16 protein-coding genes are annotated in these 23911 nt (G+C 67.3%); 9 read left to right on the forward strand and 7 right to left on the reverse strand.

Translation table 11 applies throughout. The annotated features are described in order from the left end of the window. Positions 1-160: 160 nt before the first annotated feature. Together AC5P9W_RS16990 and AC5P9W_RS16995 are read left to right on the forward strand one after the other, a co-directional pair. Positions 161-3706, forward strand: a complete 3546-nt coding sequence (locus tag AC5P9W_RS16990) for a sensor histidine kinase (RefSeq protein ID WP_262212646.1) — start codon at positions 161-163, stop codon at positions 3704-3706. A 96-nt stretch (positions 3707-3802) separates the two neighbouring features. After that, positions 3803-7330 (forward strand): hybrid sensor histidine kinase/response regulator, encoded by a 3528-nt coding sequence (locus tag AC5P9W_RS16995; protein WP_019660056.1) that lies wholly within the window; start codon positions 3803-3805, stop codon positions 7328-7330. 686 nt (positions 7331-8016) lie between these two features. On the opposite strand, the gene mdtD is transcribed toward AC5P9W_RS16995, so the two are convergent. The 5 genes from mdtD to AC5P9W_RS17020 all read right to left on the reverse strand — a co-directional run bounded on the left by mdtD (position 8017) and on the right by AC5P9W_RS17020 (position 12639). Next, positions 8017-9426 carry a multidrug transporter subunit MdtD gene (gene mdtD / locus AC5P9W_RS17000; RefSeq protein ID WP_103282599.1) on the reverse strand — a complete coding sequence of 470 codons (1410 nt, stop codon included), beginning with the start codon at positions 9424-9426 and terminating at the stop codon, positions 8017-8019. Between the two features lie 92 nt (positions 9427-9518). Continuing rightward, entirely contained in the window at positions 9519-10601 is a 1083-nt protein-coding gene (gene hemE / locus AC5P9W_RS17005; protein WP_049468774.1) for a uroporphyrinogen decarboxylase, read from the reverse strand. A 26-nt stretch (positions 10602-10627) separates the two neighbouring features. Further along, positions 10628-10867, reverse strand: coding sequence for a WGR domain-containing protein (locus AC5P9W_RS17010; RefSeq protein ID WP_019660053.1), 240 nt, complete (start codon positions 10865-10867; stop codon positions 10628-10630). Positions 10868-10987: 120 nt separating this feature from the next. Beyond that, positions 10988-12100 (reverse strand): 3-dehydroquinate synthase, encoded by a 1113-nt coding sequence (gene aroB, locus AC5P9W_RS17015; protein ID WP_188250378.1) that lies wholly within the window; start codon positions 12098-12100, stop codon positions 10988-10990. Beyond that, positions 12097-12639: a shikimate kinase gene (locus tag AC5P9W_RS17020; RefSeq protein ID WP_021204428.1), complete on the reverse strand. Its 543-nt coding sequence runs from the start codon at positions 12637-12639 to the stop codon at positions 12097-12099. The genes aroB and AC5P9W_RS17020 overlap by 4 nt, the downstream gene beginning before the upstream one ends. Before the next feature lie 98 nt (positions 12640-12737). Between AC5P9W_RS17020 and AC5P9W_RS17025 the strand changes: the two genes are divergently transcribed. Continuing rightward, positions 12738-12941, forward strand: a complete 204-nt coding sequence (locus AC5P9W_RS17025; protein WP_005410663.1) for a dodecin family protein — start codon at positions 12738-12740, stop codon at positions 12939-12941. A 6-nt stretch (positions 12942-12947) separates the two neighbouring features. Here the strand turns inward: AC5P9W_RS17025 and AC5P9W_RS17030 are convergent, their stop codons facing one another. After that, positions 12948-13775, reverse strand: a complete 828-nt coding sequence (locus AC5P9W_RS17030) for a D-glycerate 3-kinase (RefSeq protein ID WP_021204427.1) — start codon at positions 13773-13775, stop codon at positions 12948-12950. A 40-nt stretch (positions 13776-13815) separates the two neighbouring features. Here AC5P9W_RS17030 and pdxH point away from each other — a divergent pair, with 40 nt between their 5' ends. Beyond that, a complete protein-coding gene (gene pdxH / locus AC5P9W_RS17035) occupies positions 13816-14415 on the forward strand; it encodes a pyridoxamine 5'-phosphate oxidase (RefSeq protein ID WP_019660049.1) in 600 nt (199 codons plus the stop codon). Between the two features lie 83 nt (positions 14416-14498). Here pdxH and prpR read toward each other — a convergent pair whose 3' ends face one another. Continuing rightward, a complete protein-coding gene (prpR, locus tag AC5P9W_RS17040) occupies positions 14499-16082 on the reverse strand; it encodes a propionate catabolism operon regulatory protein PrpR (RefSeq protein ID WP_111098800.1) in 1584 nt (527 codons plus the stop codon). 154 nt (positions 16083-16236) lie between these two features. On the opposite strand from prpR, the gene prpB reads away from it, so the two are divergent. From prpB to AC5P9W_RS17065, 5 genes are all read left to right on the forward strand, one after another. Continuing rightward, entirely contained in the window at positions 16237-17130 is an 894-nt protein-coding gene (gene prpB, locus AC5P9W_RS17045) for a methylisocitrate lyase (protein ID WP_005418360.1), read from the forward strand. Positions 17131-17165: 35 nt separating this feature from the next. After that, the gene (gene prpC / locus AC5P9W_RS17050; protein WP_005418357.1) at positions 17166-18323 is read left to right on the forward strand and encodes a bifunctional 2-methylcitrate synthase/citrate synthase; all 1158 of its coding nucleotides are present in this window, start codon (positions 17166-17168) and stop codon (positions 18321-18323) included. 97 nt (positions 18324-18420) lie between these two features. Next, a complete protein-coding gene (gene acnD, locus AC5P9W_RS17055; protein WP_021204424.1) occupies positions 18421-21039 on the forward strand; it encodes a Fe/S-dependent 2-methylisocitrate dehydratase AcnD in 2619 nt (872 codons plus the stop codon). A 51-nt stretch (positions 21040-21090) separates the two neighbouring features. Beyond that, complete coding sequence (gene prpF / locus AC5P9W_RS17060) at positions 21091-22269, forward strand: 2-methylaconitate cis-trans isomerase PrpF (RefSeq protein ID WP_495219369.1); 1179 nt, start codon at positions 21091-21093, stop codon at positions 22267-22269. A gap of 124 nt (positions 22270-22393) precedes the next feature. Beyond that, complete coding sequence (locus AC5P9W_RS17065) at positions 22394-23854, forward strand: bifunctional 2-methylcitrate dehydratase/aconitate hydratase (RefSeq protein ID WP_495219370.1); 1461 nt, start codon at positions 22394-22396, stop codon at positions 23852-23854. Positions 23855-23911 lie beyond the last annotated feature (57 nt).

Raw genomic sequence — 23911 nt, forward strand, 5'->3', positions numbered from 1 at the left:
GGCGGGCTCCGGAAGGGGACGTTGCGATCATACGCACAGCCCCCCGCCAACGTTGCGTGCATGGCTGCAACAGTTCGTGGTGGGTCCACCGGTGGAAACAGCCTGTTGCAGGCATGAACCCGGCGCTGTGTGACAATCGGGGCAGGACAGGGGGTTCAGGATGACGAGCGGTTGGCGCCTGTGGCGCCGGGGCATCGCGGGAATGGGGCTGCTGCTGATGGCATTTGCCACGGCGGCTGCGGCCCCGGACATGGCCGAGACACCGCGGCTGCGCCGTTTCGGTGCCGCCGAAGGCATGCCCTCGCGCATGGTGCTGGCGCTGGCCGAGGATCGCCAGGGCCATGTCTGGGCCGCCACCGATGGTGGCCTGGTGCGCTATGACGGTGGCAACCTGCGGGTGTGGGAACATGATCCGGAGCAGCCGGGCTCGCTGCCCGGCAACGAAATCGAGACCCTGCTGGTCGATCCCCTGGACCGCGTCTGGGTCGGCATCAATGGCAAGGGCGTGGCCCGGCTGGATGCCGACCGCGAACGCTTCAAGACCTTTGATACCGTCAACGGCCCCTGCATGAGCCAGTTCTGGACGCTGGCCTACGCCGAGGATGCACTGTGGATCGGCACCAGCGGCCATGGCGTCTGCCGTTTCGGTGAAGATGGCAGCCTGCGCTTCTTCGAGCATGATCCGGCCCGTCCCGAGGGATTGCCCAGCAATACCATCTACAGCAGCCTGGTCGATGCGCAGGGACGCCTTTGGATCGGCACCGAGGCGGGCATTGCGCGCTGGAACGGGACTGGGTTCGAGGCTGTCGCACCGCGCGAACTGGGGGCGCTGAGCGTGTTGCGCCTGAGCCGCGACCCCGACGGCTCGATCTGGGCCGGCAGCCAGAATGACGGCCTCTACCGTATCGACCCGCAGGACCGGGTCAGCCGTCCACGCTGGGCCGACAGTGCGCGCCTGCGTTCGGCGCTGGTGCTGGCTGATCGCCAGGGCGGTTACTGGGCAGGCACCTCCGATGGCCTGTTGCGCGGAGATGCCAGCATGCTGTGGCGGCTCGATGGCGACCGCGGCAGTGGTTTCCTCACTGCCCAGAGTGGTGTGCTCGATCTGCTGCAGGACCACGAGGGCGGATTGTGGGTGGCGCTGCTGACCCAGGGCCTGGCCTACCTGCCCCCGGACTGGCGCCGGTTTTCGATCTGGAACCAGCTTGACGGCAAGCCGCTGGACAGCCAGTACCTGTTGAGTGCAGCCAGCGATGGCCAGAACTACTATGTTGGCTCGGCACATGGCGTGTACCAGCTGGATGCGCAGGGAACCCTGCGGTTGCTGGCCAGCGATCGCGAGATTGGCAGCGGGGCGGTGTGGTCGGTGCTGCCGCGGCCGGACGGGCGCCTGTGGCTGGGGCGTGCCGGCCGCATCAGCGTGTACGACCCGGCCACCGGCGCGTTGCACGATTGGCGTATCGACGGGGGCGCGGACCTGCGCCAGCGCGTCGATCTGATGCGGCAGGCCCCCGATGGCACGGTCTGGCTGTCGGTGATGAACCTCGGCCTGCAGCAACGCAGTGCCGACGGCCGCATACTGCGCAGCTACCCGCTGGAGGATTTCCGCAAGACGGCCGATTCACCGATTGAGCAGATCCGCTTCGATGCCCAGGGCAAGGCCTGGGTGATGGGCGACATGGGGATCTGGCGTGAACAGGCCGGGCGCTTCGAAGCGGTGCCGGGCGTTTCGCGCGGGCTGATCTATGACCTGGTGTGGGTCGATCCGCAGCAGCTGTGGCTGGCCCGGCAAGGTGCGCTCGAGCGCTATCAGTGGGATGGCATGAGCCTGCGCCTGATCCAGCGCATTGATGGCAGTGCGGGCGTGCCGCCGGTGAGCATGGGGGGGCTGGCGTTGGCCGAAGACGGCCGCCTGTGGGCGACCACGCCACGTGGCCTGCTGCGATGGGATCCGAAAGCGCGCCGCCTGCAGCAGTTCAACGAACGCGATGGCCTGCCGGACGCCGAGTTCACCAGTCGGCCGCCGGCGGTGAATGCCGACGGTCGCGTGCTGGCGGTGGCCCAGACCGGCCTGGTCGAGTTCGATGTGAATGCCGCCGATACCACGCTGCCGCCTTCGTCACTGGTGATCGCCGAGGTCCGCGTGCGGCGCGATGATGCCCGTGGCTGGCAACCGCTGCCGACCAGCGGCACGTTGTTGCTGGGGCCGGATGACCGTGACCTGCAGATTGATGCGCGGCTGCTTTCCTATGCCAACCCGCAGGGCAACCGCTACCGCTTCCGGGTGCAGGGCTACGACCAGAACTGGGTGGAGCAGGGCGGTGACGGCCAACGCACGCTGTCGCGGCTGCCGACCGGCAGCTACGTCATTGAAGTCCAGGCGGCGACAGCCAGTGGCGCCTGGACACCTTCGCAGCGGCTGCAGGTAAAGGTTTTGCCACCCTGGTGGCGCAGCGGCATGGCGATCTTCGGCTACCTGCTGATCGGCTCGTTGCTGCTGCTCATCGTGGTGTGGTCGATCCGTGCGCGGCTGCGCCGCCGCCAGCAATGGCAGTTGACCGTGCACAAGCAGCAGCTGGCGGAGCAGGCATCACAGGCCAAGAGCCGGTTCCTGGCCACGCTGGGCCATGAGGTGCGCACGCCGATGACCGGCGTGCTCGGCATGAGCGAATTGCTGCTGGCCACCCCGCTGGATCCAGTGCAGCGCAGCTATGCAGGCTCGATCCAGCAGGCGGGCAGCCACCTGCTGCGGCTGGTCAATGACGCGCTGGATCTGGCCCGCATCGAGGCCGGCCGGCTGGAGCTGGACCTGCGCCCGTTCGATCTGGCCAGCCTGCTCGACCAGGTGCAGGCGTTGATGCAGCCGATGGCAACGCAGCGCAATCTGGAGTTCCGCCGTGGGGACATTCCACCTGGGCCGATCAGCGTCAGTGGCGACGAGATGCGCGTGCGGCAGATCCTGCTCAATCTGCTGGGCAATGCAATCAAGTTCACCGAGCGCGGGCACGTCGGCCTGGCCGTGCGGCTGGAAGACAACGGTGGTGGACTCTGCTTCGAAGTGCATGACACCGGCCCGGGCATCAACGCCGAGCAGCAGGACCGCCTGTTCCATCGCTTCGAACAGGCCGATGGCCCGCGCACCGCGTCGCGCTATGGAGGCAGCGGGCTGGGCCTGGCGATCTGCCAGGAGCTGGCCGTGGCCATGAACGGGCGCATTGAAGTGGACAGCCAGCCGGGCAAGGGCGCCCGCTTCCGGGTATGGCTGCCGCTGCCCTGGAACCGGCAGGCCGCCAATGCGCCGGGCGAATTGCCGGTACTGCCGATGCTGCCGCCACTACGCATCCTGCTGGTGGAGGATGACGCGACCGTGGCCGAGGTCATCGCCGGCCTGCTGCGTGGCCGTGGCCACGACGTGGTGCACGTGCTGCATGGTTTGGGCGCGCTATCGGAGATCGCCACCGATGGCTTTGACGTGGGCCTGCTTGATCTGGATCTGCCGGCGCTGGACGGCACCGCCATCGCCCGGCAGCTGCGCACCATGGGCTATGAACTTCCCTTGGTGGCGGTCACTGCACGGTCCGACGCCTACGCCGAGACCCAGGTCCTGGCGGCTGGGTTCGATGGCTTCCTGCGCAAGCCGGTGACCGGTGACATGCTGGTGACTGCCATTGCCCAGGCGCGCGCAAAACGACAAACCGCCCTTTGAATGCGCCAGCGCCGGGCGTGAACGTCGCGACTTTCGGTTTACCATGCCGACGCCCGTAGTGCGGGAATCATCAGAAGCAGCGTGAGGAGGCAATCGGTGGTGTATCTGCGGGCGGCGATGCTGCTGCTGGTCCTCCTGTGCGGCCTGTCACCCGCTGCGGCGCAGCCGGTGCCACCGAACCCGCGCCAGGTGACGGTGTTCGACGGCTTGCCGTCCAACACCGTGAACCGCATGGCCGAGGATCGTTACGGTTACCTCTGGATCGCTACCAATGACGGCCTGGCCCGCTACGACGGGCGCAACTACCGGATCTGGCGCTCGGAAGACGGCCTGCGCGACAACCGCATCTGGACGGTGCTGGTCGATGCCCGCAACCAGCTCTGGATCGGCACCGAGAACGCCGGCCTTGTACGGATGTCGGCCGATCGCCGCCAGCTGCACTTCTACGACCGCAGCAGCCAGCCGTTGATGGGCACCAACACGGTCTGGAGCCTGGCCACCACGCCGGATGGTTCGGTCTGGTTCGGCACCCACGAAGGTGGTCTGTACCGCCTGGACAACCAGGACCGGTTGCAGCGCTTCCTGCCTGAAGCGAACAACCCGCGCAGCCTGCCGGCGGCATCGGTGCCGTACCTGGCCACCCTTGCTGACGGCAGCCTGTGGATCGGCACCAAGCATGGCGTCGCGCGCTGGACCGGCACGGACTTTGAGCGGGTCGGGGCCGGCATCATTCCCAGCCTGCTGATCAATGGCTTGACGGCCGAATCCGATGGCAGCCTTTGGATCAGCACGATGGCCGGTGCCATGGTGCGCCGTCCCGATGGTCGATTCGAGGCACCGTCCTGGAAGCTGCCCGAAGGCGAGCAGGTGCTGGGCATGATGCTGCGCGACGAGCAGGGCGGGCACTGGCTGGACACCCGCACCGGCCTCGGCCGGGCGGTCGATGGCCAGTACCAGGCCGTGCCCCTGTACAGCGCGGTGGCACGTGGCCCGGTGCGCCCGAACTGGACAGGTGCCTACGAGGATCGCGAGGGCGGCATCTGGTTGGCCAGCACGAATGCCGGCCTGTGGCACCTGTTGCCGCGCTGGTGGCAGTTCTCGGTGCTGTCGCGGCTGGAGGACGACCCGCGCTCGCTGCGCAATGCCTTCGTGCTGGGCACCAGCCCCTCCAGCAATGGCGGCATCTGGACGGTCGGCAGCCACGGCGCGCTGGACCGCTTCGATCCGAAGACCGGCAGCATCGAACAGCACCGTACCTGGGTCAACGGCATGCACTGGCTGACCTCGGTGCGCGAGGATCGCCGCGGCCAGGTCTGGATCGGTTCCAACGACGCACTGCTGCGCTATGACCCGAAGCGGCGTGATCTGCGCCGCTGGGGCCGGGATGCCGGCGCCGACGCGACCATGGAAGGAGTCATCGAATCCATGATGACCTGTGATGGTGACAGTCTCTGGCTGATGCTGCCGTCGGGGCTTCAGCAACGCGATCTGGATGGGCGCCTGCGGCGCCAACTGGATAATGGCCAGCGTGGATTGCAGCAGGGCCAGCTCAATCTGGACGTGGAATGCGGGCCACAGGACCATATCTGGCTGGCAAGCAGCCGTGGCCTGCTGCAGTGGCTGCCGGAAAGCGAGCGTTTCCAGCCGGTGCCGGGTGCGCCGGCGACCGCGATCCATGCACTGCACGTGGGCACCGATGGCCAGGTCTGGCTGTCCGAAGATGGCCGCCTGTCGCGCTACCGCTGGAGCCAGGGCCGGCTGGAGCGGCAGGCCGTGATCGGTGCAGAGCAGGGCTACCCGGCGATCTCCGCCTCGGGGCTGGTGGTCGACGCGCAGGGGGTTGCGTGGGCAACCAGTGCGCGTGGCCTGGTGCGCATCGGGGCCGACGGCCAGAGTGTGCGCCTGTATGGCGTGCACGATGGCCTGCCGAGCCAGGAATTCCGCGAACACACGCTGGTGATGTCGGCAGACGGTCATCTGGTGGCAGGTACACCGGCCGGTGTGGTGGTGTTCGACCCGAAGCAGGTACGTCCGTCGATGCGGCGTGCGCCGCTGGTGATCGAGCGGGTGGAGGTGCGCCGCAACGAGCAGGTGCTGGACCTCACCCACGACGCGCCGTTGCAGATCGCCGACGGCGACCGCGATCTGCGCATCGTCGCGCGCCTGTTGTCGTTCGCCGATTCGGCGTCCAACACCTATCGTTACCGCTTGGCCGGCTATGACCCGGACTGGGTGGAAGTGGGGCCGGCCGGTGAGCGCTTGTTCTCGCGGCTGGCACCGGGCAGCTATCGGCTGGAAGTGCAGGCGCGGTCGGCTGACCATGTCTGGTCACGTGTGCAGAGCCTGGAATTCCGCGTGCAGCCACCGTGGTGGCGCAGCTTGTCCGGCCTGTTGATGCTTGCCTCGTTCGCGCTGCTGCTGACCAGCTGGTTCGCCTGGCTTTACCGTCGGCGCCTGCAACGTCGCCACGCCTACCAGCTTGCGCTGCACAAGCAGGAACTGGCCGAACAGGCGTCGGCGGCCAAGACCCGCTTCCTGGCCAATCTTGGCCACGAGATACGTACACCGATGACCGGTGTGCTGGGTATGAGCGAGCTGCTGCTGGCCTCGCCGCTGGATCCGCAGCAGCGTGGCTATACACAATCGATCCGCCATGCCGGCGAGCACCTGCTGCATCTGGTCAACGATGCGCTGGACCTGGCGCGGATCGAATCGGGCCGCCTGGAGCTGCAGCACAAGCCGTTCGCACTGGGCAGCCTGCTGCAGGACCTGGCCGCGCTGATGGGGCCGTTGGCGGCGCAGAAGGGCCTGCGTTTCACGCTCGACAACCAGCTGCCCGCCGGCCTGCAGGCCAACGGCGATGCAATGCGGGTACGGCAGATCCTGTTGAACCTGCTCTCGAATGCGGTCAAGTTCACCAGCCGCGGCACCATCACCCTGCACGCGCGTAGCGACGCCGAACTGCGATCGCTGCATTTCGAAGTGCGCGACACCGGCCCGGGCATCAGCCAGGAACAACAGCAGCGCCTTTTCCGCCGCTTCGAGCAGGCCGATGGCGCACGCACCGCTGCACAGTACGGTGGCAGTGGCCTGGGCCTGGCAATCTGCCGCGAACTGGCGCATGCCATGCAAGGGCGGATCCAGGTGGAGAGCCAGCTCGGTCGTGGCACCTGCTTCGGCGTGACGTTGCCGTTGCCGATGGTGGTCGATGCCCATGCCGAGGCAGAGGGTGATACGCACCGCCAGGAAGCGGCCAACATGCCGCCATTGCGGGTACTGCTGGTGGAAGACGACGCGACCGTGGCCGATGTGATACGCGGGCTGCTGAGTGCGCGTGGGCATGAGGTGGTGCATGCAGGCCATGCGCTGGCGGCGCTGCGCGAGATCAGTGCCGGCGATTTCGACGTCGGCCTGCTGGACCTGGACCTGCCGGGCCTGAGCGGTTTCGAACTGGCCCAGCACCTGCGCAACCAGGGCTACATGCTGCCGCTGCTTGCCGTGACCGCGCGGACCGATCCGGACCTGCAGCAGCAGGTGGAAGCGGCCGGCATCGGCGGTTTCCTGCGCAAGCCGGTGACCGGTGAACTGCTGCTGGAAGCGATCGCCAGGGTCATGGGGCGGTAGGGTGCGGCGGCAGGGCCTGCGGCCCTGCACCTGCTGCAAGCCGGAGCAACAGCAACCGCCGAAGCAAAAGCTGGCTTCCTGTGGGATGGCGGGGTGGGTCCGGTTACGGGGGACGCTGCAAGTCCCCCTCCGGGGCCCGGCCCAGCCGCTGGCGGCTGTGCGTTCGGGCGCTTGCGAAGCAGTGCTTCGCAAGCAAAGCGCCCTCACCCATGTAAGCTCGGTCGCCGCTTGCTCGTGTGCGCAATCCTGCGCACACGGCAAGACCGGGGTTGGGCGTCCTGCCCAACCCGCCCGAGGCATGCCTCGGGCCCATGCGGCTCACGCCCCCGCAACCGGACCCACCCCGCCTTTGACAGATTCTCGCGAGCTGCCGGCGCCCTGTGTAGAGCCGAGCCATGCTCGGCTCAAATCTCACAGATATCGAAATGTTCGATTTCAATGGACGCTCATCCACGCACGGCGTGGATCTACCCGATCGCGAAAATCTGTCAGAGGTGGGGCGGTGTCGCAGTGCGGGGCGTCAGCCGCATGGATGCGGCTGCCAAGCCTACAGGGACGTACTTGCGGCGTCCCCGCGCTGCGACACCGCCCCGCCAACCCACGGAATGCCGCTTTGGCTGTTGCTGTTGCCGGCCAGCGGCCGGCACTACCGCGGGTGCAGGGCCGCAGGCCCTGCCGAACCACCCTCACTCCGCGACGTGCTCGACCTGCCGTGGCTCCGGCTTGGTATCGGGCAGCTGCCAGAAGATCATCGTCGAGGTCAGGGTGATCGCGCCCACACAAAGGAACGTGGCATGCAGCGCGGCGGTCGCGCTGTTGCTGTCCAGGTGGTTGCCGAACGCGGCCAGCAGGCTGCCGGCCGCCGCAGCACCGAAACCGGCGGCGAGCATCATCACCATCGACAGCAGGCTGTTGCCGGAACTGGCGAACTCGCGGTCCAGGTCGCGCAGGGTTACGGTGTTCATCACGGTGAACTGCAGCGAATTGACCGCACCGAAGAACGCCAGCTGCAGCAGGCGCCAGGCCAGGTGCTGGCCCGGTGTCATCAGGATGAAGCTGGCCATCGCCAGGCCCACCAGCACGGTGTTGACCATCAGTACGCGGCGGTAGCCGTAGCGCTCGACCAGCTTTACCGCCAGCTTCTTCGACACCATGCCGGCCGCCGCCACCGGCACCATCATCAGGCCGGCGTTCATCGGGCCCAGGCCCAGGCCGACCTGCAACAGCAACGGGATCAGCATCGGCATGGCGCTGCTGCCGATGCGCGAGAACAGGTTGCCGAGGATGCCGATGCGGTAGCTGGGCACGCGGAACAGGGCCAGCGAGAACAACGGCGCGGTGGAGTTGGCGGCGTGCAGCCAGTAACCCACCAGCGCAGCCAGGCCGGCCACGGTCATCAGCATCACCAGCGCATGTGGCGTACCCAGGCCGGAGATGCCGTCCAGCGCCAGCGACAGCACCACCATCGCGAAGGCCAGCATGATGTAGCCACGCAGGTCGAAGCGGGTGCGATGGCTGGCGTAGTGGTCGGGCATGATCTTCATCGCGGCGATGAAACCGATCACGCCGATCGGCAGGTTGATCAGGAACACCCAGTGCCATGAGGCGATCTCGACCAGCCAGCCGCCCAGCGTGGGGCCGATCAGCGGGCCAACCAGCGCGGGGATGGCGATGAAGCTCATCGCGCGCAGGAAATCCTCGCGTGGCACCGACCGCATCACCGCCAGCCGGCCGACCGGCAGCAGCATCGCACCGCCGATGCCCTGCAGCACGCGCGCACCGACCAGCTGGTGCAGGTGCTGGGCCAACGCGCAGGCCAGCGAGCCGAGGGTGAACAGGATGATCGCCACCAGGAAGGTGCGCCGGGTGCCATAGCGGTCGGCAATCCAGCCCGAGGCGGGAATGAAGGTGGCCACCGCCAGCGCATAGCTGAACACCACCGACTGCATCTGCAGCGGGCTCTCGCCCAGGCTGGCCGCCATCGCCGGCAACGCCGTGTTGACGATGGTCGAGTCCAGCATCTGCATGAAGATCGCCAGGGACACCAGCCACAGCAGGGGACGGTGGCGGTTGTAGGTCGATGACGATGTAGGCATGGCGTGCGGCCGGTGCAGCGTGGGGGCCGCCATGATCGCGCACTGCGGGTCACGGCGCGATCAAGGTCGCGCCGTGATGGCCTGCGGAATGCTCAGCGCTGGCTGTGCGCGTGCACCGCGTCGACCAGCACCTGGACGTGTGCCGGGTCCATGTCCGGCGACATGCCGTGGCCAAGGTTGAACACATGGCCCTCGCGCGAGCCGCCGTTGCCGGCGGCATAGGTGTCGAGCACGCGTGCGGCGGCCGCGGCGATCGCATCCGGCGAGGCGTACAGCGTGGTCGGGTCGAGGTTGCCCTGCAGGGCGACGCGGCCACCAGTGCGGCGCAGTGCCTCGTCCAGGTCCAGCGTCCAGTCCAGGCCCAGCGCATCGGCACCGGTGTGCGACAGCGCTTCCAGGTGCAGGCCGGTGCCTTTGCCGAACAGGATCAGCGGCGTGCGCTCGCTGCCTTCGCCGCGCTCCAGCTCCTCGGCGATGCGCTGCAGGTAGCGCAGCGAGAACTCGCGGTACATCGACGGCGACAGTACGCCACCCCAGGTGTCGAACACCTGCAGCGCCTGTGCACCGGCCGCGCGCTGCGCGCCGAGATAGGCGATCACGGCGTCGGTGGTGACCTCCAGCAGGCGGTGCAGGGCCTGCGGGTGGTTCAGTGCCATGGCCTTGATGCGCGCAAAGTCCTTGCTGCCACCGCCTTCCACCATGTAGCAGGCCAGTGTCCACGGGCTGCCGGAGAAGCCGATCAGCGGCACCTGGCCGTCCAGTTCGCGGCGGATCAGCCGTACCGCATCCATCACGTAGCCCAGGTCCTGTTCCATGTCCGGCACCGCCAGCCGGGCGATGGCGGCTTCGTCGCGCACCGGGTGCCGGAACTTCGGGCCTTCGCCTTCGACGAAGTACAGCTCCAGGCCCATCGCATCGGGAATGGTGAGGATGTCCGAGAACAGGATGGCCGCATCCAGCGGGAAGCGGCGCAGCGGCTGCAGGGTGACTTCGCAGGCAATCTCCGGGGTCTTGGCCATGGCCAGGAAGCTGCCGGCCTTGGCCCGGGTCGCGCGGTACTCCGGCAGGTAGCGGCCGGCCTGGCGCATCAGCCAGACAGGGGTGCAGTCCACCGGTTCGCGGCGCAGGGCGCGCAGCAGGCGATCGTTGCGGAGAGGGCTGGTCACGATGGGCATTCCTTGGACGAAAGTTGGCAGCGGCGTCAGTCGCCGTGCGAGAGGATCTGGAAACCGCGATGCAGTTCGGCATCGCGGGCCTTCTCGAAGGCATGGCGGGCTTCGTCGGCCTGCAGGAACAGCTCGCGCCGCAGCTGCGAGCGGCCACCGACGCGACCGCTCTCGCGCAACAGTTCCCAGCCGCCGAACAGGTCCGGCTGCAGGCTCAGGCGCAGGAAGCGCGGTGCCTGCGCGCCGGCGTCGGGATGTTGCAGGTAGACGTGCATGGCGCCGATTGTATCGCCCCGGGGCGGCACGGACCTGTAGAGCCGAGCCCACGCTCGGCTGCGCTTCATGCCGCAGCACAATCCGTCAGCGCCGGGCCATGCCCGGCGAACGCGGAAAGGTCAGCCCGCGCCCAGCACCTTCAGCACCGCCGCCTCATCCACGTCCGGCACCACTTCGGCACGCCCCATGCCGCGCCACAGCACCAGGCGCAGGCGGCCGGCCACGTTCTTCTTGTCCAGGCGCATGCGGCCGAGCAGGGCCTGCGGGTCGAGCCCGGCCGGGATTGCCACCGGCAGGCCCAGGCGTTCCAGCAGTGCCTGCAGGCGCACGCGGTCGGCATCGTCGGCCAGGCCCAGCTCGGTGGACAGCTTCGCCGCCAGCACCATGCCCACCGCTACTGCCTCGCCATGGTTCAGCGCATCGCGGCCGGGCGCGGAGTAGCCCTGCTCGGTTTCGATGGCATGGCCGAAGGTGTGGCCGAGGTTGAGCAGGGCACGTTCGCCCTTCTCGAACGGATCGCGCTCGACGATGGCGGCCTTGTGCCGGCAGCTGCGCGCGATGGCTTCGGCCAGAGAAGCATCCTCGCCGGCCAGCAGCGCATCGGCATGCTGCTGCAGCCATTCGAAGAACACGGCATCACCCAGCGCGCCGTACTTCACCACTTCGGCCAGGCCCGCACGCAGCTCGCGCGGCGGCAGGGTGGCCAGTACGCGGGTATCGGCGATGACCGCGCGTGGCGGATGGAAGGCGCCGACCAGGTTCTTGCCGGCCGGAATGTCGACCGCAGTCTTGCCACCGACTGACGAATCGACCATCGCCAGCAGGGTGGTGGGCAGCTGCACGCAGTCCACGCCACGCATCCAGCAGGCCGCGGCGAAGCCGGCGAGATCACCGACCACGCCGCCGCCCAGCGCGAACACGCAGGCATCGCGGGTGGCGCCGAGCGCAGCCAGCGCTTCGATCGCACGGCCGAATTCGGCCAGCGTCTTGGAGGCTTCGCCGGCGGCCAGCACGTGCTCGCCGACGATCAGGTCGGGGCGTGCGGCCAACAGCGTCTGCTTGGCCGACGCCAGATAGCGCGGAGCCACTTCGCTGTCGCTGAGCAGCAGCACATGGCGGCCGCGCACGTGTGAAACCAGTGCAGCGCCATCGGCCAGGGCACCGGCGCCGATGGTGATGGAGTAGGGGCGATCGCCGCCAACGGCGACCTGCAGCAGGGCGGGGGAAGTCATGTGGTCATGTCCTGGCGCTGCCATTGCGTGGCCAGCTTGACTACCAGTTGGGCAGTCGCGTCGGCAGCGGTATACGGGTCGGTATCGAGCGTGAGGTCGGCCAGTTCTCGGTACAGCGGGTCGCGCTGTGCGGCCAGATCATGCAGCACCTGCTCGCGGTCCGGGCGCTGCAGCAGCGGCCGGCCCTTGTCGCGGGCCAGGCGTTCCAGCTGCGCGGCCACGCCGACCCGCAGGTAGACCACGAAGCCGCGCCGGGCAATCAATGCGCGGTTGTCCGGATCCAGCACCGCTCCGCCGCCGGTGGAGACCAGTTGGCCTCGGCCTTCGAGCACGCGGGCCAGGGCCTGCCGCTCATGGCTGCGGAAGCCGGCTTCGCCGGCGTGCTCGAAAATGGTCGGGATGCTGGCGCCGGCGGCGTCGACGATGGCCTGGTCGACATCGACGAAGTCCAGCGTGAAGCGCTCGGCCAGGCGGCGGCCGATGCAGGTTTTGCCGGCGCCCATCGGGCCGATCAGGATCAGGTTCGGAGCAGGATTCATGCCCTCTGATGCTAACACCTCCGTGCCCCGGCCTTTACGTCCTTCACGTCAGGGTAGGCGTTCCTGCGGGGTTTCCCGCGCCAACCGGAGTACAGGCCATGACGGTCGCCAAGGTCATCGAAATCACCGCCTCCTCGCCGAAGAGCGTGGAGGACGCCGTGCGCAGCGGTCTGAAGAAGGTCTCCGAGACGGTCAAGGGCATCCAGGGCGCCTGGGTGAACGAGACCAAGGTGGTGACCAATGGCAGCGGCGAAATCACCGAATGGCGGGTCAACCTGCGGGTGACCTTCCTGGTGGAATAGGCGCGCTCAGCGCACGTCCTGCACCTGTCGCTGGCCGTCCAGCACCACCACGTGGTCGGCCAGGGCGGGCAGGGCATGCAGCGCCTGGCGGCTGACCCGCTCGTAGTACTGCACGAAGCGCTCCAGCTGTGGCCGGCTCATGCCGTGCCGGCCCGGCTGCGCGGCCTGCAGGTTCTGCTCCTGCTGCCAGCGCCAGCGCGGTACCACCGAGAAATCCGGCGGCTGCAGGAACCACAGGCGGTCGCAGCGCTGCCACAGCGCCGGGTAGTCGCGGGCCAGCACCTGGTTGCACCAGCGCCGCCAGCGACCATCGGCGTCGGCTTCGCGCTCCAGTGCGTTCAACGGGCTGTCCAGCGCGGCGTCATCCTGCGCCGGCGTGCCCAGGAACCAGCCTTCGAACACCAGCAGGTCGAGGGGCTGCTCGATACGCGGCCATTGCGCTTCGTGCACGCGTTCGTCGGCCAGCTTGTCGAAGCGGGGCATCGCCAAAGGCTGGCGTGCGGTTACGGCGTCGAGCACCGCGTGGGCCAGCGTCAGGTCGTGGGTGCCCGGCGGGCCGCGCGTGATCAGCAGCGGATGCACCTGGCGGGCCAGCCGTTGGCGCTGTGCGCGGGTGAGGTAGACATCATCGATGGACAGCGTGGCTGCGTTCAGGCCGCGCGACTGGGCGCGGGCCACCACCTGCGCGGCCAGCGTCGATTTGCCGCTCCCCTGCAGGCCGCTGATCGCCAATACTGGAACTGCTGCGCCGCTGCCCAGTGCATCGTCCAGCACCTGTTCGGCCAATGTTTCGGGGAATCCTTTCACCTGGGGCATATACGCAGCAGCGGCCATGCAGCCACAATAGCCCAATCCGTGTGAGAAGAACGCAATCATGAGCGACCTGTACGCAGAAGCCCTGTCCACGTTTGCCGCCCTGTTCGAAGAGGCCAGGCAGAGCCGCGAGGTCGAGCCGAACGCGATGACGGTGGCGACCGCCGATACGCAGGGCCGTCCCTCGGCGCGCACCGTGCTGCTGAAGGCCTTCGACGAGCGCGGCTTCGTCTTCTATACCCACCTGGACAGCCACAAGGGCCGTGAGCTGCAGGCCAATCCGCAGGCCGCGCTGTTGTTCCTGTGGCGCAGCCTGCGCGAGGCCGGCATCCAGGTACGCATCGAGGGCCGTGTCGAGCAGGTCGCCGATGCTGAGGCCGACGCCTATTTCGCCAGCCGCCCGCGCATGAGCCAGATCGGCGCGTGGGCCTCGCAGCAGTCGAAGACGCTGGCAACGCGCGAGGAATTCGATGCGCGCGTGGCCGAGGTCGAAGCGCGCTTCGAAGGCAAGGACGTGCCGCGCCCCGACGGCTGGAGCGGCCTGCGCGTGGTGCCTGACCGCATCGAGTTCTGGTACGGCGCGCAGTTCCGCCTGCACGAACGCTGGTGCTATGAAGCCGGCGCCGAAGGGCGCTGGAGCAAGCGCCTGCTGTACCCGTAAGTCAGGGCGGTGCCGGGCTGCTGTAGAGCCGAGCCCATGCTCGGCTGTTGTCCCTGCAGAAGCAGCCGAGCATGGGCTCGGCTCTACAAACCTTCCGCACGCAGCCACCGCCACAGCGTGGTGCGTGAGACGCCCAGCGCCTGTGCCATGCCTTCGCGGTCATTGCGGTGTTCCTGCAGCAGCGCCTCCAGCTGCGCACGCGGCGGTCGCTTGCCGTTGCTTTCCACTGGCAGTGCCGCGACGCCTTCCTTAACCAGCTCAGGCGCCAGCTGCAGCAGTCGCGCGGCATCAATCAGCCCTTCACCGGGTTGCCAGTGGATGCGTAGTCGATCCACCAGATTGCGCAGTTCGCGCACGTTTCCGGGCCACTGGGCTGCGCTCAGCACCGCCAGTGCATCCTCATCCAATGGCGCGTCGATGCCACGCAGCTGGCGGAAGAAGTGGTGTGCCAGCAGCGGGATGTCCGAACGCCTCGCCCGCAGCGAGGGCAGGGCAATCCGCAGCGCGGCCAGGCGGTAGTAGAGGTCGCGACGGAAACTACCGGTCGCCGCGCGCTGCTCCAGCGACTGCAGGGTGGCGGCCACCACGCGCAGGTCGACCGGCGTCGGTTCGGTGGCACCGACACGCAGCACCTCGCGTTCTTCCAGCACGCGCAGCAGGCGGGTCTGCAGCGGCAGGGGTAGTTCACCAATTTCATCCAGGAACAGCGTGCCGCCGTCTGCGGCCTCGACCAGGCCAACGCGGCCGCCACGACGTGCGCCGGTGAAGGCGCCATCGCTGTAGCCGAACAGCTCCGCTTCCAGCAGCGATTCGCTGATCGCGCCGCAGTTCAGCGCCACGAAGCGCCCGCGACGACCGCTGGCGGCGTGCAGCTGGCGCGCGACCAGTTCCTTGCCGGTGCCGGTTTCGCCGGTGACCAGTACGGTGCTGTCATGTGGGGCATACAGCGCGATCTGCGCGCGCACCTGTGCCATGGCTTCGCTGTCGCCGAGCAGTTCAGGCGCGTCTGCACGCGCTGCAGGGCGTCGGCGCGGGGCGGCGTGGTTGCCACCGGAGCGGGCCAAGGCCTGGGTCAGCTCCAGTGCATGTTCGAACGCCTGCCGCACCGAGTCGGCCGAATAGAGCAGTACCCCCGGCAGGCCGGCCTGTTCGGCGTGGTCGATGGCCATGCCGGTACCGACGATCACCTCGATGCCGTTGGCGCGCAGGTCGGCGATGCAGTCGCGCGCGTCCTCGCGGGTGACGAAGCGGCGATGCTCGATATCCAGGCCGAAACTCTGCTGGAAGTTGCTGAACACCGGCACGTCGCTGGCGTGGGTGACCAGGCCGATGCGGCTGGCTATGCGGCGGGCACGGGCCAGCGCTTCCATCAGGTCGAAGCCGTTGGCCTGGATCGGCACCAGTGGCAGCTCCAGCCGCCCGCGTAGCCAGGCGGCATTGGAGCCGCCGGCGATCACTACGTCGCAATGCTCACGGCGCAGGCGTTTGCCGATCACGTCCACGGCTTCCTCGAAGCCGAGGTTGATCTGCTCGATGCGCGCACGGCGGTCGAACTCGGGGATGACGTCGCCGAGCAGGCCGGTCAGGCGCGAAACGCTGACGGTCCAGATCACCGGACGGCCGGGGTCGGCATCGGCGTGGCGCAGCGGGGTGCGGGGCAGGTACATGACGGCAGCAATTGGTCGGAATGTTTCATGATACATCCGTTTCAATGTTTCATATGTTTCACTGTTGCGGGGTGGTCATGTCTGTGAAATCAAAGGCTTGCAGCTTGGCACGGGGCTTGCGCCCTCTGTCCCGTACTTCAACCTGGATCGCCGCATGACCGCTTCCGCCCCTTTCTCCGCCGGTGCCCGCTTCCGTGAGGCGCTGGCTGCCGAATCGCCGTTGCAGGTGATCGGCGCAATCAACGCCAACCACGCCCTGCTGGCCAAGCGCGCCGGCTTCCGCGCCATCTACCTGTCTGGTGGCGGTGTTGCCGCCGGCTCGCTGGGCCTGCCGGATCTGGGCATCAACACCCTGGAAGACGTGCTGGTGGACGTGCGCCGCATCACCGATGTCTGCGACCTGCCGCTGATGGTCGACATCGACACCGGTTTCGGCCCGAGCGCGTTCAACATCGCGCGCACCGTGAAGTCGCTGATCAAGGCAGGCGCGGCCGCCTGCCACATCGAAGACCAGGTTGGCGCCAAGCGCTGCGGTCACCGTCCGGGCAAGGAAATCGTCTCGCAGGGCGAAATGGTGGACCGTGTGAAGGCCGCTGCCGATGCCAAGACCGACCCGGACTTCTTCCTGATCGCGCGTACCGATGCCATCCAGGTGGACGGCGTGGACAAGGCGATCGAGCGCGCCATCGCCTGCGTCGAGGCCGGTGCCGACGGCATCTTCGCCGAGGCCGCCTACGATCTGGACACCTACCGCCGCTTCGTGGACGCGGTGAAGGTGCCGGTGCTGGCCAACATCACCGAATTCGGTGCCACCCCGCTGTTCAGTCGCGATGAACTGGCCTCGGCCGGCGTCGCCATCCAGCTGTTCCCGCTGTCGGCGTTCCGCGCGGCCAACAAGGCGGCCGAGAACGTGTACCAGGCGGTGCGCCGCGATGGCCATCAGCGCAACGTGGTGGAGACCATGCAGACCCGCGAAGAGCTGTACGACCGCATCGGCTATCACGCCTTCGAGCAGCAGCTCGATGCGCTGTTCGCCGCCAAGAAATAAGCAGTACCCTGCACCATCAAGTTTCGGAGGGAAACATGAACGATACGACCGCAACCCCCACCTTCAAGCCGAAGAAGTCCGTCGCCCTGTCCGGCACCGCTGCCGGCAACACCGCGCTGTGCAGCGTGGGCCGCAGCGGCAACGACCTGCACTACCGTGGCTATGACATCCTGGACTTGGCCAACACCAGCGAATTCGAGGAGATCGCCTACCTGCTGGTGCACGGCAAGCTGCCGACCCGCGCCGAGCTGGTTTCGTACAAGGCCAAGCTGAAGTCGCTGCGTGGCATCCCGGCGGCGGTGAAGGCCGCGCTGGAAGAACTGCCGCCGTCGGCACACCCGATGGACGTGATGCGCACTGGTGTCTCCGTGCTCGGCTGCGTGGCGCCGGAGAAGGACGACCACAACCACCCGGGCGCGCGCGACATTGCCGACAAGCTGATGGCCTGCCTCGGCTCGATGCTGCTGTACTGGTACCACTGGAGCCACAACGGCCGTGCCATCGACGTGGAAACCGACGATGACTCGATCGGTGGCCACTTCCTGCACCTGCTGCACGGCGAGAAGCCGCAGGACTCGTGGGTGAAGGCGATGCACACCTCGCTGATCCTGTACGCCGAGCACGAGTTCAACGCCTCGACGTTCACCTGCCGCGTCATCGCCGGCACCGGCAGCGACATGTACAGCGCGATCTGCGGTGGCATCGGCGCGCTGCGCGGTCCCAAGCATGGCGGTGCCAACGAAGTGGCGTTCGAAGTGCAGAAGCGCTACGACAACCCGGATGAAGCCGAGGAAGACATCAAGGCCCGCGTCGAGCGCAAGGAAGTGGTGATCGGCTTCGGCCACCCGGTCTATACCGTGTCCGATCCGCGCAACAAGGTGATCAAGGACGTGGCCCGCGAGCTGTCCGAAGAGCAGTCGAGCATGAAGATGTACGACATCGCCGAGCGCCTGGAATCGGTGATGTGGGACATCAAGAAGATGTTCCCGAACCTGGACTGGTTCAGTGCGGTCAGCTACCACATGATGGGCGTGCCGACCGCGATGTTCACTCCGTTGTTCGTGATCGCCCGCACCGCCGGCTGGAGCGCGCACATCATCGAGCAGCGCATCGACGGCAAGATCATCCGCCCGAGCGCCAATTACATCGGTCCGGAAGACCGCGACTTCGTCGCCATCGACAAGCGCGTCTGATCCACCTGCTGTACTCATCCGGCCGGCCGCGTGCCGGCCGGATGCTTTCGCCGCCGCACCGCCGGCACCCGGCCCGCCCCAAGCATTCCGCCAGCCCATGAATACCGATTACCGCAAGAACCTCCCCGGCAGCGCGCTGGACTATTTCGACGCGCGCGCCGCCGTCGATGCGATCCAGCCCGGCGCCTATGCCACTCTGCCGTACACCTCGCGCGTGCTGGCCGAGAACCTGGTGCGCCGCTGCGATCCGGCCACGCTCGGCGATTCGCTGAAGCAGCTGATCGAGCGCCGTCGCGACCTCGACTTCCCGTGGTTCCCGGCACGCGTGGTGTGCCACGACATCCTCGGCCAGACTGCTCTGGTGGACCTGGCCGGCCTGCGTGATGCGATCGCTGACAAGGGCGGTGACCCGGCCAAGGTCAATCCGGTGGTGCCGGTGCAGTTGATCGTCGATCACTCGCTGGCGGTGGAATGCGGTGGCTACGATCCGCAGGCCTTCGAGAAGAACCGCGCCATCGAGGATCGCCGCAACGAAGACCGTTTCCACTTCATCGACTGGACCAAGCAGGCGTTCCAGAACGTGGACGTGATTCCGCCGGGCAACGGCATCATGCACCAGATCAACCTGGAGAAGATGTCGCCGGTGATCTACGTGCAGGACGGCGTGGCCTTCCCCGACACCTGCGTGGGCACCGACAGCCACACCCCGCACGTGGATGCGCTGGGTGTGATCGCCATTGGTGTGGGCGGCCTGGAAGCGGAGAACGTGATGCTCGGTCGTGCCTCGTGGATGCGGCTGCCGGACATCATCGGCGTCGAGCTGACCGGCAGGCCGCAGCCGGGCATCACCGCCACCGACGTTGTGCTGGCGCTGACCGAATTCCTGCGCAGGGAGCGCGTGGTCGGCGCGTACCTTGAATTCTTCGGCGAGGGGGCGGCGGCACTGACCATCGGTGACCGCGCCACCATCTCCAACATGTGCCCCGAATACGGCGCGACCGCCGCGATGTTCTACATCGACGGGCAGACCATCGATTACCTGCGCCTGACCGGCCGCGAGGAATCGCAGGTGGCGCTGGTGGAGAACTACGCCCGCACCACTGGCCTGTGGGCTGACGACCTGGCCACCGCGCAGTACGAGCGCGTGCTGCGCTTCGACCTGTCCAGCGTAGTACGCAACATGGCCGGCCCGTCCAACCCGCACAAGCGCGTGGCGACCGCCGAGCTGGCCGAGCGCGGCATCGCCGACGAGGCCAAGCTGGCAGCGGGCAAGGCCGAGCAGGCACAGGGCCTGATGCCCGATGGCGCGGTGATCATCGCCGCCATCACCAGCTGCACCAACACCTCCAACCCGCGCAACGTGATCGCCGCAGCACTGTTGGCGCGCAAGGCCAACGAACGTGGCCTGCTGCGCAAGCCGTGGGTGAAGTCCTCGTTGGCGCCCGGCTCGAAGGCGGTGCAGCTGTACCTGGAAGAGTCCGGCCTGCTGCCTGACCTGGAGCAGCTCGGTTTCGGCATCGTCGCCTTCGCCTGCACGACCTGCAACGGCATGAGCGGTGCGCTGGACCCGAAGATCCAGCAGGAAATCATCGACCGTGACCTGTACGCCACGGCCGTGCTGTCGGGCAACCGCAATTTCGATGGCCGCATCCACCCGTACGCCAAGCAGGCCTTCCTGGCCTCGCCGCCGCTGGTGATCGCCTATGCCATCGCCGGCACCGTTCGCTTTGATATCGAGAAGGACGTGCTGGGCGTGGACGCCGATGGCAACGAGGTGCGCCTGAAGGATATCTGGCCGAGCGATGCCGAGATCGACGCGGTGGTGAAGGCCTCGGTGAAGCCCGAGCAGTTCCGCAAGGTCTACAACCCGATGTTCAACGTGCGCGTGGAGAACGGTGCCGCAGTCAGCCCGCTGTACGACTGGCGCCCGCAGAGCACCTACATCCGCCGCCCGCCCTACTGGGAGGGTGCACTGGCCGGTGAGCGCACACTGGCAGGCATGCGGGCGCTGGCGGTGCTGCCGGACAACATCACCACCGATCACCTGTCGCCGTCCAACGCGATCCTGGCGTCCAGTGCCGCCGGCGAATACCTGGCGAAGATGGGCCTGCCGGAAGAGGACTTCAATTCCTACGCTACCCACCGCGGTGACCACCTGACCGCACAGCGCGCCACCTTCGCCAACCCGAAGCTGTTCAACGAAATGGTGCGCAACGACGATGGCAGCGTGAAGCAGGGTTCGCTGGCGCGTGTGGAGCCGGAAGGCAAGGTGATGCGCATGTGGGAAGCGATCGAGACCTACATGGAGCGCAAGCAGCCGCTGATCATCATCGCCGGTGCCGACTACGGCCAGGGCAGCTCGCGTGACTGGGCCGCCAAGGGCGTGCGTCTGGCAGGTGTGGAAGCGATCGTGGCCGAAGGCTTTGAACGCATCCACCGCACCAACCTGATCGGCATGGGTGTGCTGCCGCTGGAGTTCAAGCCGGGCACCACCCGCCTGACCCTGGGCATCGACGGTACCGAGACCTTTGACGTGATCGGCGAGCGTACCCCGCGTGCCGAGCTGACCCTGGTCATCCACCGCCGCGACGGCCAGGACGTGATCGTGCCGGTCACCTGCCGCCTGGACAGCGACGAGGAAGTGGCGATCTACGAGGCCGGCGGCGTGCTGCAGCGCTTCGCCCAGGACTTCCTGGAAGGCGCCAAGGTGGCGTAAGACATCCGACGGCCCGGCAACGGGCCGTCTTTCTTTGCAAGGAACACATCCATGACCTTCCTCCCGCAACTCCGTATTCCCGCCACCTACATGCGTGGCGGCACCAGCAAGGGCGTGTTCTTCCGCCTGCACGACCTGCCCGAAGCCGCGCAGGTGCCAGGTGCCGCACGCGATGCGCTGCTGATGCGCGTGATCGGCTCGCCCGATCCGTATGGCAAGCAGACCGATGGCATGGGCGGTGCAACGTCCAGCACCAGCAAATGCGTGATCATCTCCACCGCTTCTGTGCCGGACCACGATGTGGACTACCTGTACGGCCAGGTCTTGATCGATACCGCCTTCGTCGACTGGAGCGGCAACTGCGGCAACCTCAGCACTGCGGTCGGCCCGTTCGCGATTGCCAATGGCCTGATCGATCCCGCCCGCGTGCCGCGCGATGGCCTGTGCACCGTGCGCATCTGGCAGGCCAACATCGGCAAGACCATCATCGCGCACGTGCCGATGCGCGATGGCGAAGTGCAGGAGACCGGTGATTTCGAGCTGGATGGCGTGACCTTCCCGGCGGCCGAGATCCAGCTGGAATTCATCGATCCGTCCGATGATGGCGATGCGGGCGCGATGTTCCCGACCGGCAATCTGGTGGACACCTTGGATGTGCCCGGCGTGGGCAGCTTCGAGGTGACCATGATCACGGCCGGGATTCCGACCATCTTCCTCAATGCGGCCGACCTGGGCTACACCGGCACCGAGCTGCAGCCTGCAATCAACGAAGACAAGGCGGCGCTGCAGAAATTCGAGGCCATTCGTGCTTACGGCGCGCTGCGCATGGGCCTGATCCCGAAACTGGAAGACGCCGCGACCCGCCAGCACACGCCGAAGGTGGCGTTCGTTGCACCGGCTCAGGACTACGTGTCGTCCAGTGGCAAGGCGATTCCGGCGTCGGCCATCGACCTGCATGCGCGCGCGTTGTCGATGGGCAAGCTGCATCACGCGATGATGGGTACCGCCGCCGTAGCGATCGGTACCGCCGCGGCGATTCCGGGCACGCTGGTCAATCGCGCCGCCGGTGGCGGCGAACGCGAAGCGGTTACGTTCGGTCATCCCTCGGGCACGTTGCGCGTGGGTGCGCAGGCAGGTCTCGTTGACGGCCAGTGGACAGTGACCAAGGCCATCATGAGCCGCAGCGCCCGCGTGCTGATGGAAGGCAAAGTGCGGGTGCCGGCCGAGTGATGCGTTGGTAAACGCCAACCAAGGTTGGCGACTACCGGGCCGCAGAGATCGATTGCTTTGGTAGATGCCAACCTTGGTTGGCATGGTGCACGGGCAACCGTGCACCGCAACGAGGAGATCGACGATGTCCGACAGCCACACCCCATCCAACGAGCGTGCAGCGTGGGATGCGCTTCTGGTGGACATCGTCGATTACGTGCGCGACGTACGCATCGACTCACCGCTGGCGTTCCAGACCGCGCATCACTGCCTGCTTGATACGCTGGGCTGCGGCCTGGAAGCGCTGTCCTTCCCGGCCTGCAGCAAGCTGCTCGGTCCACTGGTGCCGGGCATCAGCGTGGTCAACGGCGCGCGCGTGCCGGGTACGCACTACGTGCTGGACCCGGTGCAGGCCGCCTTCAACCTCGGCGCAATGGTGCGCTGGCTGGATTTCAACGACACCTGGCTGGCTGCCGAGTGGGGCCATCCTTCCGACAATCTCGGCGGCATCCTGGCTGTTTGCGACTGGCTGGGGCGCAACGCGCAGGCCCTGCGCCGCCCGCCGCCGACCGTGCACGACGTGCTGCTGGCGATGATCAAGGCGCACGAGATCCAGGGCGTGCTGGCGCTGCAGAACTCCTTCAACCGGGTCGGGCTGGACCACGTGGTGCTGGTCAAGGTGGCCACCACGGCCGTGGTCGCGCAGTTGCTCGGGCTGGACCGCGAGCGCATGCTCAATGCGCTGTCGCTGGCCTGGGTCGATGGCCAAGCGCTGCGCACCTACCGGCACGCTCCCAACACCGGCTCGCGCAAGAGCTGGGCGGCCGGCGATGCGACCAGTCGTGGCGTGCGTCTGGCGCTGATGGCAGCCAGCGGCGAGATGGGCTACCCCAGCGTATTGAGTGCACCGACATGGGGTTTCGAGGCCGTATCCATGCACGGTCAGGCACTGACGCTGGGGCGACCGCTGGGCAGCTATGTGATGGAGAACGTGCTGTTCAAGATCAGCTACCCGGCCGAGTTCCACGGCCAGACTGCAGTGGAGGCGGCGGTCACGCTGTACCAGCAGCTGCGCGCGATGGAACGGCGGGTCGAGGACATCGCGCACATCGCCATCCGCACCCAGGAAGCCTGCATCCGTATCATCGACAAGCAGGGGCCGTTGCATAACCCGGCCGACCGCGATCACTGCGTGCAGTACATGGTCGCCATCGCGTTGCTGCACGGGCGGTTGGTGGCCGAGGATTACGAGGACGACGTTGCTGCCGATCCACGCATTGATGCGCTGCGCGCGAAGATGGCCTGCAATGAGGACCCGCAGCTCAGCGCCGATTACCTGGACCCGGGCAAGCGCAGCATCGCCAACGGCCTGAGCGTGCGCTTCAGCGACGGTACTGAGCTGCCCGAGGTACTGGTGGAATACCCGCTGGGCCACGCGCGCCGACGTGAGGAGGGCATTCCGTTGCTGATGGACAAGTTCCGCCGGCACCTGGCCCACCGCTTCCCGACCGCCCAGCAGCAGCGCATCTGGGCCGCTTCACTGGACCCGGTGGCGCTGGCCGCGATGCCGGTGACCGACTACGTGGACCTGTACCTGCCGGGGTAGTTTGATCGGTAGTGCCGGCCGCTGGCCGGCAATCCCATCCAACCTGCCATGCCGGTT

This window comes from Stenotrophomonas sp. YJH_SMC_33, assembly GCF_059372295.1.

Excerpts from the sequence above, each read along its gene's own strand:
- prpF (WP_495219369.1), top strand. The coding sequence starts at position 21,091 with ATGACCTTCCTCCCGCAACTCCGTATTCCCGCCACCTACATGCGTGGC.
- prpR (WP_111098800.1), bottom strand. The coding sequence starts at position 16,082 with ATGTACCTGCCCCGCACCCCGCTGCGCCACGCCGATGCCGACCCCGGC.
- prpB (WP_005418360.1), top strand. The coding sequence starts at position 16,237 with ATGACCGCTTCCGCCCCTTTCTCCGCCGGTGCCCGCTTCCGTGAGGCG.
- AC5P9W_RS16990 (WP_262212646.1), top strand. The coding sequence starts at position 161 with ATGACGAGCGGTTGGCGCCTGTGGCGCCGGGGCATCGCGGGAATGGGG.
- acnD (WP_021204424.1), top strand. The coding sequence starts at position 18,421 with ATGAATACCGATTACCGCAAGAACCTCCCCGGCAGCGCGCTGGACTAT.
- AC5P9W_RS17010 (WP_019660053.1), bottom strand. The coding sequence starts at position 10,867 with ATGCACGTCTACCTGCAACATCCCGACGCCGGCGCGCAGGCACCGCGC.
- mdtD (WP_103282599.1), bottom strand. The coding sequence starts at position 9,426 with ATGCCTACATCGTCATCGACCTACAACCGCCACCGTCCCCTGCTGTGG.
- AC5P9W_RS17025 (WP_005410663.1), top strand. The coding sequence starts at position 12,738 with ATGACGGTCGCCAAGGTCATCGAAATCACCGCCTCCTCGCCGAAGAGC.
- aroB (WP_188250378.1), bottom strand. The coding sequence starts at position 12,100 with ATGACTTCCCCCGCCCTGCTGCAGGTCGCCGTTGGCGGCGATCGCCCC.
- pdxH (WP_019660049.1), top strand. The coding sequence starts at position 13,816 with ATGAGCGACCTGTACGCAGAAGCCCTGTCCACGTTTGCCGCCCTGTTC.
- hemE (WP_049468774.1), bottom strand. The coding sequence starts at position 10,601 with ATGCCCATCGTGACCAGCCCTCTCCGCAACGATCGCCTGCTGCGCGCC.
- prpC (WP_005418357.1), top strand. The coding sequence starts at position 17,166 with ATGAACGATACGACCGCAACCCCCACCTTCAAGCCGAAGAAGTCCGTC.
- AC5P9W_RS17020 (WP_021204428.1), bottom strand. The coding sequence starts at position 12,639 with ATGAATCCTGCTCCGAACCTGATCCTGATCGGCCCGATGGGCGCCGGC.
- AC5P9W_RS17030 (WP_021204427.1), bottom strand. The coding sequence starts at position 13,775 with ATGGCCGCTGCTGCGTATATGCCCCAGGTGAAAGGATTCCCCGAAACA.
- AC5P9W_RS17065 (WP_495219370.1), top strand. The coding sequence starts at position 22,394 with ATGTCCGACAGCCACACCCCATCCAACGAGCGTGCAGCGTGGGATGCG.